General features: G+C 70.1%; 9 protein-coding genes and 1 riboswitch. Of the genes, 7 read left to right on the top strand and 2 right to left on the bottom strand.

All coding sequences use genetic code 11. The features are described from left to right. Window positions 1-42 precede the first annotated feature (42 nt). The 5 genes from AC3IF1_RS00530 to polA all read left to right on the top strand — a co-directional run bounded on the left by AC3IF1_RS00530 (window position 43) and on the right by polA (window position 6,730). A complete protein-coding gene (locus tag AC3IF1_RS00530; protein WP_243973392.1) occupies window positions 43-1,254 on the top strand; it encodes a putative DNA modification/repair radical SAM protein in 1,212 nt (403 codons plus the stop codon). Between the two features lie 89 nt (window positions 1,255-1,343). Then, window positions 1,344-2,873, top strand: a complete 1,530-nt coding sequence (locus tag AC3IF1_RS00525; protein WP_489215021.1) for a UdgX family uracil-DNA binding protein — start codon at window positions 1,344-1,346, stop codon at window positions 2,871-2,873. A gap of 63 nt (window positions 2,874-2,936) precedes the next feature. Beyond that, window positions 2,937-3,233, top strand: coding sequence for a nucleotidyltransferase family protein (locus AC3IF1_RS00520; RefSeq protein ID WP_243973394.1), 297 nt, complete (start codon window positions 2,937-2,939; stop codon window positions 3,231-3,233). Then, on the top strand, window positions 3,214-3,573 hold the full coding sequence (locus tag AC3IF1_RS00515) for a HepT-like ribonuclease domain-containing protein (RefSeq protein ID WP_243973395.1): 360 nt from the start codon (window positions 3,214-3,216) through the stop codon (window positions 3,571-3,573). Before AC3IF1_RS00520 ends, AC3IF1_RS00515 begins: the two co-directional genes overlap by 20 nt. A 22-nt stretch (window positions 3,574-3,595) precedes the next feature. After that, window positions 3,596-6,730, top strand: coding sequence for a DNA polymerase I (gene polA / locus AC3IF1_RS00510; RefSeq protein WP_489215018.1), 3,135 nt, complete (start codon window positions 3,596-3,598; stop codon window positions 6,728-6,730). Window positions 6,731-6,886: 156 nt separating this feature from the next. Here the strand turns inward: polA and AC3IF1_RS00505 are convergent, their stop codons facing one another. After that, window positions 6,887-9,049, bottom strand: a complete 2,163-nt coding sequence (locus AC3IF1_RS00505) for a TonB-dependent receptor (protein WP_489215017.1) — start codon at window positions 9,047-9,049, stop codon at window positions 6,887-6,889. 110 nt (window positions 9,050-9,159) lie between these two features. Next, window positions 9,160-9,357: riboswitch (cobalamin riboswitch) on the bottom strand. Between the two features lie 515 nt (window positions 9,358-9,872). Here AC3IF1_RS00505 and AC3IF1_RS00500 point away from each other — a divergent pair. Both AC3IF1_RS00500 and AC3IF1_RS00495 read left to right on the top strand, forming a co-directional pair. Then, window positions 9,873-11,960, top strand: a complete 2,088-nt coding sequence (locus tag AC3IF1_RS00500; RefSeq protein ID WP_489220293.1) for a hybrid sensor histidine kinase/response regulator — start codon at window positions 9,873-9,875, stop codon at window positions 11,958-11,960. A gap of 55 nt (window positions 11,961-12,015) precedes the next feature. Beyond that, a complete protein-coding gene (locus tag AC3IF1_RS00495) occupies window positions 12,016-12,987 on the top strand; it encodes an NADPH:quinone oxidoreductase family protein (RefSeq protein WP_489215015.1) in 972 nt (323 codons plus the stop codon). 4 nt (window positions 12,988-12,991) lie between these two features. Here the strand turns inward: AC3IF1_RS00495 and AC3IF1_RS00490 are convergent, their stop codons facing one another. Beyond that, entirely contained in the window at window positions 12,992-14,005 is a 1,014-nt protein-coding gene (locus AC3IF1_RS00490; RefSeq protein WP_489215013.1) for an adenosine kinase, read from the bottom strand. Window positions 14,006-14,107 lie beyond the last annotated feature (102 nt).

Below are 14,107 nucleotides of genomic sequence, written 5' to 3'. Positions count from 1 at the left end.
GCTGGCCTTGCACCTTCGGGCTCGTCGTTCATTGTCTGTTCGATGGACGAGACCCTCGCCAAGAAGCTGCGCATCCTGGCCGATGCCGCGAAATACGACGCCTCCTGCGCGTCCTCGGCGGCGCCGAAGCGCGCGGCCGGCAAGGACGGTTTGGGCTCCACCACCGGGGCCGGGATCTGCCACGCCTACACGCCGGACGGGCGTTGCGTCTCCCTGCTCAAGATCCTGCTGACCAACTGGTGCCTGTTCGACTGCGCCTATTGCATCAACCGGCGGTCCTCGAACGTCCGGCGGGCCAAGTTCACCGTCGAGGAGGTCGTCAACCTCACCCTGAACTTCTACCGGCGCAACTACATCGAGGGCCTGTTCCTGTCGTCGGGCATCATCAAGTCGCCCGACCACACCATGGAGCTGCTGACCCGGGTGGCGAAGTCCCTCCGGCGCGATCATGGCTTTGCCGGCTACATTCACCTCAAGTCGATCCCCGAGGCGAGCCCCTGGTTGATCGAGGAGGCCGGCCTCTACGCCGACCGGCTCTCGATCAACGTGGAATTGCCCACCGAGGCCAGCTTGGAACGGCTCGCCCCCGAGAAGGACGGGGCCGCGATCCAGAACGCCATGGCGCAGATCGGCGAGCGCATCGTCGAGGCCAAGGCCGAGAAGCGGCGCTTTTCCCCGGCCGGGCATTCGACCCAGGTGATCGTCGGCGCCGATGCCACCACCGATGAGGCGCTGATCCGCAAGAGCGCGCATCTCTACGGCAGCGTCGGGCTGAAGCGGGTCTATTACTCGGCCTTCAGCCCGATCCCGGACGGATCAGCGATCCTGCCGCCGAAGCCGCCGCCGCTCCAGCGGGAGCACCGGTTGTACCAGGCCGATTGGCTGCTCCGGTACTACCAGTTCACCCCCGATGAGGTCGCCGACGCCTCGGAGGGCGGCATGCTCGCCCTCGACATCGACCCCAAGCTCGCCTGGGCGCTGAAACACCGCGAGAAGTTCCCCGTCGACGTGAACAAGGCCGACCGGGAATGGCTGCTGCGCGTGCCGGGCCTCGGCGCCCGGGCGGTAGACAAGATCATCACGGCGCGCCGCCACGCGACCCTGCGCCTCGACGACGTCGCCCGGCTGACCTCGGGGCTGAAGCGGGCGCGGCCGTTCCTCGTCGCCGCCGACCACCGCCCGGTCGGGCTGACCGACCGGCTCGACCTGCGCGCCCGGCTGGTCGAGCCGGCGACGCAGCTGAGCTTATTCTGATGAAAGCCGGAACCGCGCCTTTCCCTCCCGCCTCTGCGGGGGAGGGTGAGCCGGCCGTCAGGCCGGGTCGGGAGAGGGGCAGCGCGACGATGCAGGATGGCGCGGTCGTCGCGACTCTTCAGGAGGCGGCGCTCCCCTCTCCCGACCCCCTCCGGGGGCCACCCTCCCCCGCAGAGGGGGGAGGGAATGCGCGCGCGCCGCAAAGCATCCTCCTGCGCCCGGGCGCCGATCTCACCGGCTTCCGCGACGCCGCGCGCCGGCTCGTCGCGCAGGGCGTCCCCCCCGAGGCCGTGGCGTGGGCGGTGACGGATTCCCCCGGCCTGTTCGGCACCGAGACCGCCCAGGCCCCCGCCGCGCCGCTCGCCCTGCCCAAACCCGTCGCCGCCCTGATCCCGCAGGTGATCCCCCACCGCGACCCGGAGCGCTACGGGCTGCTCTACGCCCTGATCTGGCGGGTCTGCCACGGCGAGCGGCACCTGATGGAGGTCGGCAGCGATCCCCTGGTTCACCGCCTGCACCGGATGGCCAAGGCGATCGGGCGCGACCTGCACAAGATGCACGCCTTCCTGCGCTTCCGCCGCGCCGAGGACGCGACCGGCGAGCATTTCGTGGCGTGGTTCGAGCCCGACCATCACATCTTGGAGGCGGCGGCGCCATTCTTTGTCGCGCGGTTCCGCGGCATGCGCTGGTCGATCCTGACGCCGGAGGGGTCGGCCCACTGGGATACCGAGACCCTGACCTACGGGCCGCCGGGGGACCGGGCGTCGCTCCCCGAGGGCGACGGCTTCGAGGCCGGTTGGCAGACCTATTACGAGAGCACGTTCAACCCGGCCCGCACCAACCTGAAGGCGATGCGGGCGGAGATGCCCAAGAAATATTGGCACAACATGCCCGAGACCGCCGCGATCCCCGCCCTGGTCCGGGCGGCGGCGGGGCGCACCGACGCCATGATCGAGAGGGAGCCGACCTTGCCCACACGCCGCGAACCCGCCCGCGCCGTCGCCGCCATGGCCGATCAGGACCCCAAAACCCTCGAGGCGCTGAACGCGATCATCAAGCGCACCGAGCCGCTGGTGCCGGGCGCTACGCAGGCGGTGCTCGGCGAGGGGCCTGTCGGGGCCACCGTCGCCTTCGTGGGCGAGCAACCCGGCGATCAGGAGGACCGGCAGGGCCGCCCCTTCGTCGGGCCGGCGGGGCAGTTGCTCTCCCGGGCCATGGCGGAGGCCGGGATCGACCGCGGGGCGAGCTATCTCACGAATGCCGTCAAGCACTTCAAGTTCGAGGAACGCGGCAAGCGCCGCATCCACCAGAAGCCGACGGCCGGCGAGGTCAGCCACTATCGCTGGTGGCTCGATCGCGAGCTCGATTTCGTGGCCCCGAAGCTGGTGGTGGCGCTGGGCGCGACAGCGGTGCTTGCGCTGACCGGCAAGGCGGTCCCGATCACCCGGGCGCGGGGCCCGTTCCGGTTCGACCGGTTCGAGGACCGCGTCCAGGGTTTCATCACGGTCCACCCGTCCTACCTGCTGCGTCTGCCCGACGAGGCAAAAGAGGAGGCCTACGCGGCCTTCGTGGACGACCTGCGGCGGGTGGCGGAGATCGGGCGCGAACTCACGGCTTGACCCGCTAGGGTCGCGCGGTTGTGCTATGCTGGGCGGTGCCGAATCCCCTCCGGTATCGCGACGATGGACAAGCACGCCGCCCTCGACATCCTGCGCGCCAACGAGGCCGAACTGCGCCGTCGCGGGGTGCTGCACGCCGCCCTGTTCGGCTCCGTCGCCCGCGGCGAGGCGGGGCCCGACAGCGACCTCGACGTGATGATCGAGATCGACACGGAGCATGTGCGCGACGTCTTCAGCTATGTCGGCCTGTGTCGCTTCATCGGCGACCTGTTCCCGATCCCTGTCGACGTGGCGGATCGCCAGAGCCTTAAGGCGAGCGTCCGGAAGAGGGCCGAGCACGATGCCGTTCCAGCCTTCTGAGCGGGCGCTCGACGCCTGCGAGGACATCATCACCAATGCTCAATCTGCGGAAACCTTCGTGGCCGGCATGAGCTACGAGGCGTTCGTCGCGGATCTGCGCACCAACTATGCCGTCGTCCGCTGCCTGGAGATTATCTCGGAGGCCAGCCGACGCCTCACCGACGACATGCGCAGCCGTCATCCGAACGTGCCCTGGCGCGACATCGCTGCCGCGGGAAACGTGTATCGTCACGGCTATCACGGGGTGATGCTGGACAACGTCTGGCGGACCGTTCACGAGCGCTTGGCCGACCTCGTCGCGGCCTGCCGTGCCGAACTCGACCGCGTGCCCGAGCCCTGATCGCCCCGAGACGCCTGCGCCCATGACCGTCGAGACCGCCTCCGCCAATCCCAAGAAGGTCGGCCCGGGCGATCAGGTGATCCTGGTCGACGGCTCGTCGTTCATCTTCCGGGCCTATTTCCAGTCGATCAACCAGGACCAGAAGTACAATTCCCGTCCCTCGGACGGGCTGCCCACCGGGGCCGTGCGGCTGTTCTGCACCAAGATCGCGCAGTTCCTCCAGGAGGGCGCGGCCGGCACGATGCCGACCCATCTCGGCATCGTCTTCGACAAGTCCGAGGGCTCGTTCCGCAAGGAGATGTTTCCCGACTACAAGGGGCACCGCCCCGACGCCCCCGACGACCTGAAGCGCCAGATGCCGCTGATGCGCGATGCGGTGCGCGCCTTCGGCCTGCACGCCGTGGAGCTGGAGCGCTACGAGGCGGACGACCTGATCGCCACCTATACGCGGCAGGCGGAGGCGCGGGGCGCGGGCGTCATCATCGTCTCCTCCGACAAGGACCTGATGCAGCTCGTCGGGCCGCAGGTGCGGTTCTACGATTTCGAATCCGGCGCCAAGGGCAAGCCCGGCTACCGGCCCGAGCGCAACCTCGACGTCGAGGCGATCATCGCCAAGTGGGAGGGGCTGCAGCCGAACCAGATCGGCGACGCCCTGGCGCTGATCGGCGACACCTCCGACAACGTCCCGGGCGTCCCCGGCATCGGCCTGAAGACCGCGGCGGCGCTGATCAAGGAATTCGGCAGCCTGGAGGCGCTGCTGGAACGGGCGGGCGAGATCAAGCAGCCCAAGCGCCGGGAGACCCTGCTCGCCAGCATCGATCAGGCGCGGCTCTCGCGCAGGCTGGTGGCGCTGATGGAGGACGTGCCGGTCCCGGTCGATCTGGACGATCTCGGCGTGCCCGAGCCCGACCCGCAAAAACTCGTCGGCTTCCTGAAGGCGATGGAGTTCAACACGCTCACCCGCCGCATCGCCCAGATGCTGCATGTCGACCCCGAGGCGGTGAAGCCCGATCCGCGGCTCCTGCCCGGTGCCCGCCCCCCCGCCAACGGCGACGCGGTGCCGTTCTTCGGTGATCCCGTGCCGCCCGATCCCGAGACCGCCGCGGCCGGGGCCGAGCGCCCGCCGGGCGCCGCCCCGCCGGAGGGTGGCGAGGTCGACCCGTTCGCCGATCTCGACCTGCCCGACGCCCCGGCCAAGCCCCGGGCGCCGGTCGAGGCGACCCCCGGCAACGTGGTCGCGGCCCGGGCCGCGGAGGCGGTGGCGCCGTTCGACACCGCCGCCTACGAGACCGTCGCCAGCCTGGAGCAGCTCGACGCCTGGATTGCCGAGGCCCAGGAGGCCGGGGTGATCGCGGTCGACACCGAGACCGATGCGCTCGATGCCCACAAGGCCGGGCTCGTCGGCGTCTCGCTGGCCACCGCCACCGGCCGCGCCTGCTACATCCCGCTGGCGCATGTGCAGGCCGCCAAGATCCAGGCCGATGCCACCGACCTGTTCGGCGAGGGCGCGACCTCCTCCGACGTGGCCGAGCCGGTGCCGGGGCAGATCCCGCTGAAGGCGGCGATCGCCCGGCTGAAGCCGCTCCTGGAGGATCCGGGCGTCCTGAAGGTCGGCCAGAACCTGAAATACGATTGGGTCGTGCTCGCCCGCTACGGCATCGAGATCGCGCCGTTCGACGACACGATGCTGATCTCCTACGTGCTCGACGCCGGCAAGGGCGGCCACGGCATGGACGAGCTCGCCCGCCGCCATCTCGGCCACCAGCCGATCACCTTCTCCGACGTGGCCGGCACGGGCCGCAACAAGGTCAGCTTCGACCGGGTGGCGATCGATAGGGCCACCGCCTACGCGGCCGAGGATGCGGACGTGACGCTGCGCCTGTGGCGGATGATGAAGCCGCGCCTCGTCGCCGAGCGCCGGGTCGCCGTCTACGAGACCCTGGAGCGGCCGCTGCTGCCGGTGATCGCCCGGATGGAGCAGCGCGGCATCCGGGTCGACCGGGAGATGCTGAGCCGCCTCTCGGGCGACTTCTCGCAGATTCTCGTGCGCCTGGAGGAGGAGATCCAAGACGATGCCGGCGAAAAGTTCTCCGTCGGCTCGCCGAAGCAGATCGGCGATATTCTTTTCGGAAAAATGGGCCTGCCGGGGGCCAAGAAGACGCCCTCCGGGCAATGGGCGACGCCCGCGACCCTGCTGGAGGAACTGGCCCAGGCCGGGCACGAACTCCCCAAAAAGATCCTGGAGTGGCGCCAGCTCGCGAAGCTGAAATCCACCTACACGGATTCGCTCCAGACCCACGCCGACCGCGAGACCGCCCGGGTCCACACCTCGTTCTCCCTGGCGGCGACCACGACGGGGCGGCTGTCGTCGTCCGAGCCGAACCTCCAGAATATCCCGATCCGCACCGAGGAGGGCCGGCGCATCCGCCGGGCCTTCGTGGCGGCGCCCGGCAACCGGCTGATCTCGGCCGACTACTCGCAGATCGAGCTGCGGCTGCTCGCCCATATGGCCGACATCCCGGAGCTGCGAAAGGCGTTCGCGGACGGGATCGACATCCACGCGGCGACGGCCAGCGCGATGTTCGGCGTGCCGCTCAAGGAGATGACCCCCGACCTGCGGCGGCGGGCCAAGACGATCAATTTCGGCATCATCTACGGCATCTCGGCCTTCGGGCTGGCCGACCGGCTCGGCATCGGCCGCGAGGAGGCCTCGGCGTTCATCAAGCAGTATTTCGAGCAGTTCCCGGGGATCCGCGACTACATCGACTCGACCAAGCGCAGCTGCCGCGACAAGGGCTACGTCACGACCCTGTTCGGCCGGGTCTGCCACTATCCGCAGATCCGCTCCAACAACCCGTCCGAGCGCGCCAGCGTCGAGCGGCAGGCGATCAACGCGCCGATCCAGGGCTCGGCCGCCGACATCATCCGCCGGGCGATGACCCGGATGGAGGCGGCGCTGGCGGCGGCCAAACTCGACGTGCGGATGCTGCTGCAGGTCCACGACGAGCTGGTCTTCGAGACCGCCGCGGACGAGGTCGACCGGGCGATCCCGATCATCGCCAGCGTGATGGAAGAGGCGCCGGCCCCGGCCCTGACGCTGCGGGTGCCGCTGGTGGTGGAGGCCAAGGCGGCGGGGAACTGGCAGGAGGCGCACTAGGGTTGGAATGTAACCAGCTTGGCCTTAGCGATGTCCGAGAAGGGGGATTTCCGCCGGTCCGCTTTCGGGCGGCAACGCAAAGGAGCGGACGTTATTGCTGCGCCCGCTCCCGACCCAAAGGCGGCATTCCGAATGTCCGGATGCAGGCGGGTGAGATCAGAACCGACCCGCGATTGTCAGGCGCACGGCGGTGGGCTCCACCGGGTGGAAGACGCGGTCGATCAGCCCCTCGGTGGGCTCGCCCGGCAGGCGCGAGACGTAGGCGTAGGTGATCTGGTCGGACTTGCTGTTCGTCAGGTTCAGCACGTCCAGCGAGACGCTGATGCCATTCTCGAAGTTGTAGCCCACCCGACCGTTGAACAGCGCGGTCGGCCGCGAGCGGATGGAGTTGTCCTCGATCAGCGGGCGCGGTCCGAAGTAGCGAAACCGCAGCGAGCCGAACCAGCCGAGCGGTTCGCCGAAGGTGATGCCCGCCGACGCGATGGTGGTGGGCGCCTCCGGCACCCGGTTGCCGACCGGATCGTAGTCGGAAAAGCGGGCGTTGGTGATCGTCAAGTCGCCTTCCAGCGAGAGCCACGGCGTCACCGCATAGCGGTTGGTCCATTCCACGCCGAAGCGCCGGGTCGGGCGGCTGGGCTCCGTCGTGCCGGTATCGCCCTGGAACAGGTTCTCCGAGGCAAAATCGAGCCGGAACAGCGCGAGGCTCGTCTCCAGCCCGGCGATCGAGCGGTTGCGCAGGCCGATCTCGTAGCCGGTCGAGGGCACCAGGAACGGCGAGCGGGTGGTGTTGAACAACGAACTCGTCGGGTCGATCGTGGCGGTCACGCCGCGCACGTCGTTCGAGTGGAAGCCGCCGCCGTAGTTCACGTAAAGCTCGGTGTCGAACCATGGTCCGAGGGTCAGGCCGAGCTTCGGGTTGACGATACCGTCGCGCGCTCGACCGGAATTGGCCGGCGTGTCCGAGACGACGCTCGCATAGTAGCCATCGGCGCGGAAGCCGACACTGGTGCGCAACCAGTCGGTCCAGCGGACCCGGTTGTCGAAGTAGAAGGCGCCGCTCGTCTCCAGCACGCGGTCGTCGAGCACGCCGGAGCGGTATTGCCGGTTCGTGGTGTTGAACAGGCCGACCCGGATGCTGTCGGTCCGCGTCTGCACGCCGATCTCGTTCTCCATCGGCAGCCCGAACAGATCGCCCTGGAAGATGTGCAGCGCCTCGCCGCCGCCGATGATGCGCTGGTCGAGCTGGTGGAACTGGTCGCCGTTGACCGGGTCGTTCAGGACATAGGTGAAGTCGTTGAATAGGTTGAGTTGTGAGCGGATCACGTAGGCCGAGGCCCGCGTCACGCCGGTGTCGTCTGTCGCGCTGAACTTGCCCGAGAGCGAGACGCGCGAGGTATCGCCGCCGTCCGTAGGGTTGATCGTGCCGTAGCGGCCGATCAGCCCCTCGGTGACCGCGCGCTCGGGGATCTGGTTGGTCGCGGTCCAGCGGGCCGCATAGGCCATGCCGGTGACCGAGAAGCCGTCGAGCGGCGTGCCCTGGCTGTAGCGGGCGACCCCGTTGATCTTGCGCAGCGCGTCCGGGACGACCCACGGCCCATCGTAGACCTGCGCCTCGCCAGCCAGGAGCAGGTTGCCCTCGGCCAGCGGCACGGTGGTGATCGACAGGGCACGCTTGTAGCCGAAGCTGCCGATCGAGGTCAGCGCGACGTTCTTGGCGGTCGTATCGAGGTAGTCGATCCGGACCGAGCCCGCGGAGGCGAAGTCGCCGTCGCGCACGAAGTACGGCCCCTTGTGGAACTCCACGGCGCCGACGAGTTCGGGGATCAGGAAGTTGATGTCGGCGTAGCCCTGGCCGTGGGCATGGGTGCGCATGTTGAGCGGCATGCCGTCCAGGAACAGGGCGATATCGGTGCCGTGGTCGAGGTTGAAGCCGCGCAGGAAGAACTGGTTGGCCTTGCCCTCACCGGAGTGCTGGGTGACGATCAGGCCCGGCACCGCCTCCAGCACCTCGCCGGGCCGGGTCACCGGCCGGCTGTTGAGCTGCGCGCCCGTGATGACGCCGGAACTGGCGGAGGCTACGGGCGTGCTGATCCCGCCAATGCCGGTCGTGCCCCCGACATAGCCTGCGCTGGCAGATGGACCGGCCTGCGGTGACGCCGCTGCCGCGGTCTCCGCGGTTACCGAGATCTCCTCCAGCGTCGTTTCGGTGGTTGCGGCACTGGGAATGGATCGGTCTTGAGCTACAGCCGCTGACGCTAGGACAGCGAGGCTGACGCCCGACAGGGTCGCGAGCGTTCGGGTGGTCGGACGATGAGACACGGGACCTCGGGCGACGGCAGTGGCACGTCACCGCGAATGAAGCCTCGCCGATCGCGCACGGGCACGAGCGTCTCGGCACCCGCCAGGACACCCCGCCCGGCGCGTTTCGCGTGTGACCACGGCTGACGGCAGGTCTCCTGGCTCGCGGGTCACCGCCCTCGCACCGTCTTCCCGGATGAGGCTCATCCAGTGACGCGGTGGTGCTGGGCTCGCCGCTTACAGTTGCGGGGGCAGCCGTGGCATCGAGCTTTCACTCTCACCACGTTCCCTTTTGATCCCCGGGGGGAACCGTCACGGTCAGGCTAGGTGATCGGCCGACGCTCGGTCAACGCGACGAAACGGGTTCCTGTGGTGTGTGCCCTTTTGGCTGCATTCCGGAAATCGCCTTTGCGAGTGGCCGATCGCTGCCGATGGGACTAGAACAGGCTCATGCCGGGGTCCGCTTCCGGATGTCGAGCCAACTTCCGCTGTCCCCCCCTGAGCCGAAGTTGATTGAGGTCCGGCGAACGACTGCTTTGGAGAAACGCAAACGACGTTCCCGGCGGCTGGGTTGGGTCGCGAGCAGTCATCGCATGCTTAAGCTAATTGGGTTCAGGCTTTAGGAAGCTGGTTGGATCGAAGCTCGGCCCGACCGACTTTGCGAGCGGCGCGGAGCCATCCAGTCGGCGCCACGCTCACGAATGTCCCGCTGCCCTAAGTTGCCTCGCTCCGCTCGCAAAGACGGCGTTCTGTAACGACGTCCTCGAACCGCGAGCGGCATCTTGGAGATGCCGCCAAAGGCAGTCATACGCCGTACGCCCATGACATGCTGCATTCCGAACTCGTGACCGACCCCCTCTCCTTCCTCGCCGGCGGCGGCGAAGCGGCGCGCATGATCCGCGCGCGCGACTGGACCGGCCACCCCCTCGGCCCCCCGGAGACCTGGCCGGCGGAGTTCCGGGCGGCGCTCTCGCTCGTGCTCAACTCGCCGGAATCGATGATCCTGGCCTGGGGGCCCGATCTCCATTTCTTCTTCAACGACACCTACTTCCCGCTGCTGGGGCCGCGGCTGCCCTGGGCCATGGGGGCGCGGTTCGACGCCGTCTGGGCCGATGCCTGGGAGCAGGCCGGGCCGATCATCGCGGCCGCCCTGGAGGGCCGGCCAGAGCGGTTCGTCGACCTGCCGTGGCAGCTCGACACCGACCGGGGCGCCCGGGAGACGTGGTGGACCTTCTCGTATTCGCGGGTGCTCGATGCCGTGGGCGGTGTCGCCGGGCTGTTCATCCTCACCAACGAGACCACCGGGCGGGTGCTGGCCGACGCCGCCCTCACCGAGAGCCGGGCCCAGCTCGAGACCGCGCTTGCGGAACTCGGCAGCCTCAACGCCACCCTGGCGCAGCAGGTCGCGGAGCGGACCGCCGACCGCAACGCCCTGTGGACGCTCTCCTCCGACATGATGCTCCGCTGCCTGTTCGACGGCACGATCACCGCGGTCAACCCGGCCTGGACCGAGGTGCTGGGCTGGGGCGCGGACGCCCTCGTCGGCACCAAGCTGATCGACTTCGTCCACCCGGACGATCTGGCGCGCACGATCGCGGGGGCGGAGCAGCTCTCGGCGGGCGAGCGCCTCGCACGCTTCGACAACCGCTACCGCCACCGGGACGGCAGCTACCGCTGGATCAGCTGGGCGGCCCGGCCCGGCGACGGCGTGATCAACGCGGTCGGCCGCGACTTCACCGCAGAGCGCGAGCGCGCCGACGCCCTGGCGGCCGCCGAGGAGGCCCTGCGGCAATCGCAGAAGATGGAGGCGGTGGGCCAGCTCACCGGCGGCCTCGCCCACGATTTCAACAACCTGCTGGCCGGCATCTCCGGCTCGCTGGAGCTGATCCAGACCCGGCTGAGCCAGGGCCGGATGATGGATGTCGACCGCTACATCAACGCGGCCCAGGGCGCGTCCAAGCGCGCCGCCGCCCTGACGCACCGGCTGCTCGCCTTCTCGCGCCGCCAGACCCTCGACCCGAAGCCCACCGACGTGAACCGTCTCGTCGCCGGCATGGAGGAGCTGATCCGGCGCACCGTGGGACCGGCGGTGGTCGTCGAGGTGATCGCCGCCCCCGGCCTGTGGCTGACCCTGGTCGACCCGCCGCAGCTCGAGAACGCGCTGCTCAACCTGTGCATCAACGCCCGGGACGCGATGCCCGAGGGCGGGCGGATCACCATCGAGACCGCCAATGCCCGGCTGGACGCGCCCACCGCCCGGCACCACGACATGCCGCCGGGGCCGTATCTCTCGCTCTGCGTCGCCGATACCGGCACCGGCATGGCGCCGGAGATCGTCGACCGGGTGTTCGAGCCGTTCTTCACCACCAAGCCGCTGGGGCAGGGCACCGGCCTCGGCCTGTCGATGATCTACGGCTTCGCGCAGCAATCGGGTGGCCAGGTGCGGATCGTCTCGGAGGTCGGCCGGGGCACCACGGTCTGCCTCCACCTGCCCCGCCACGCCGGCGCGGTGCCGGAGGAGGAGGCGCACGCGGCGATCGGCGCACCGCCCCGCGCCGCCCCGGGGGAGACGGTCCTCGTCGTCGACGACGAGCCCACCGTCCGGATGCTGGTGACGGAGGTGCTGGAGGATCTCGGCTACACGGCGATCGAGGCCGCCGACGGGGGCGCCGGCCTCAAGGTCCTGCAATCGGACGTGCGCATCGACCTGCTGGTCACCGATGTCGGGCTGCCCGGCGGCATGAACGGCCGCCAGATGGCCGAGGCCGGCCGGGAGAAGCGCCCGGGGCTCAAGGTGCTGTTCATCACCGGCTACGCGGAGGCGACGGTGCTCGGCAGCGGCCAGCTCGCCCCCGGCATGCAGGTGATCACCAAGCCGTTCGTGGTCGAGGTGCTGGGGGCGCGCATCCGCGAGATGATCGGGACGGCTTGACCGCGCGGCCGGATCGGGCCTCATCGGCACGAAAGGCCGGGGAGGAGAGAACGCGATGCGGGCGCTGCTGTGCACGAGGCTCGACGGGCCGGAGCATCTGGAGATCGCCGCGCGGCCCGATCCGGTCCCGGGGCCCGGGCAGGCCCTGGTGCGGATCCGGTTGGCGGCGCTGAACTTCTTCGACACGCTGATCGTGGCCGGGCGCTACCAGGTGAAGCCGCCGCTGCCGTTCTCGCCGGGCGGCGAAGGGGTCGGCGTGGTCGAGGCGCTGGGGGAGGGGGCCTCCGGCGTCGCCGTGGGCGACCGGGTGATCGTCCATGCCGGGCACGGCTGCTGCGCCGAGCGGATCGCGATCGATGCCGGCCGGCTCACGCCGGTGCCGGACGGGGTGCCGGACGAACAGGCGGCCGGGCTCACCATCACCTACGGCACCTCGCTCCATGCGCTGGCCAACCGGGCGCGCCTGCAGCCCGGGGAGTGGCTCGCGGTGCTCGGCGCCTCCGGGGGCGTTGGCCTCGCCGCCGTGGAACTCGGACGGCTGATGGGCGCCCGGGTCATCGCCTGCGCCTCCTCGGAGGAGAAGCTCGCGGTCGCCCGGGCCCACGGGGCCGAGGCGGGCCTGGTCTACGATCCCGCGACCCTGAAGGACGACCTGCGCCGGATCTCCGGGGGCGGGGTCGACGTGGTCTACGACGCCGTCGGCGACGCCTATGCGGAGCCGGCCCTGCGGGCGCTCGGCTGGCGCGGGCGCTACCTCGTGGTCGGTTTCGCGGCCGGCGGCATCCCGCGGCTGCCGCTCAACCTGATGCTCCTGAAGGAGCTCGACGTGCAGGGCGTCCACTGGGGCGCCTTCCTGGATCGCGAGCGGGAGGCGCACCGGGCCGACCAGCGCCGGCTCCTCGACTGGGTCGCCGAGGGCAAGCTCACCGCGCAGGTGCATGGCACCTACCCCCTGGCGGAGTTCCCCGAGGCCTTCGGCCTGCTGACCCGGCGGGCGGCGGTGGGCAAGGTGCTGCTGCGGCCCTGACGCCTCAGAGCAGGCCGCGCTCCCGGGCCAGGCCGATCAGGTCGGCCTGCGGGCGGGCGCCGATATGCTGGATCACCTCGGCCGCCGCCAGGGCGCCGAGGCGGGCGCTGGCGACGTTGTCGAGGCCGCGGGCGTGGCCGGCCAGGAAGCCGGCCGCGAACAGGTCGCCGGCCCCGGTCGTGTCCACCACCCCGTGCACCGGGCTCGCCTCGACGGCGCGGACCTCGCCGCCCTGCACCACCAGGGCGCCGTCCGCCGAGCGGGTGACGAGGCCGAGCAGGTGCCGGCCCCGGGCATTGCGCTCGTCGCGCAGCGCCGCCACGGCGGCCTCGGGATCGTCGGTCTGGTAGAGGCTCTGGAGCTCGCCCATGTTGGCGAACAGGATGTCGACGCTGCCGTCGCGCACGAGGCCCAGGAACTCGTCCCGGTAGCGGCCGACGCAGAACGCGTCCGACAGGGTCAGCGCCACGGCGTTGCCGGCCTGGTGGGCGATCTCGGCTGCCTTGCGGAAGGCCTCCTTGGCGGCGGGCGGATCCCAGAGATAGCCTTCGAGATAGACCACCCGCGCGGAACTCACGAGGGCCTTGTCGACATCGTCCGGGCCGAGTCCCTGGCAGGCGCCGAGATAGGTGCTCATGGTGCGCTCGCCGTCCGGCGTCACCAGGATGAGGCAGCGGGCCGTGGCCGGCCCGTCCTTCGCCTCCGGGACGGTGAAGTCGACCCCGGTGGCCTTGAGGTCATGGCCGAACAGGCCGCCGAGCGCGTCGTCCCGGACCTTGCCGACGAAGCCGGTCCTGGCGCCGAGGAGCGCCGCCCCGACCGCGGTGTTCGCCCCCGAGCCGCCCGACACGATCGTGGCCTGTCCCATGGCCTGGAACAGGGCCTCCGCCCGGGGCTCGTCGATGAGCTGCATCGCGCCCTTGGTGACGCCCTGTTCGGCCAGGAAGGCGTCGTCGGCGCGGGCGATCACGTCGACGATGGCGTTGCCGAGCACGAGGAGATCGAGGGAGGCTGTCATCGGGGCGTCCTGATTGGCGTTCTCGACGCTGTGGCATCCGCCTCGGGTGGGATCAAGCCGCGGGATCTGCGGGGGGCGGCAGATCGGCGAACAGATCGGCGA

The organism is Methylobacterium sp. E-012 (genome assembly GCF_057836545.1).
Note: the sequence above shows the minus strand (reverse complement) of the source record. Positions and strands in the feature narration are given on the sequence as shown.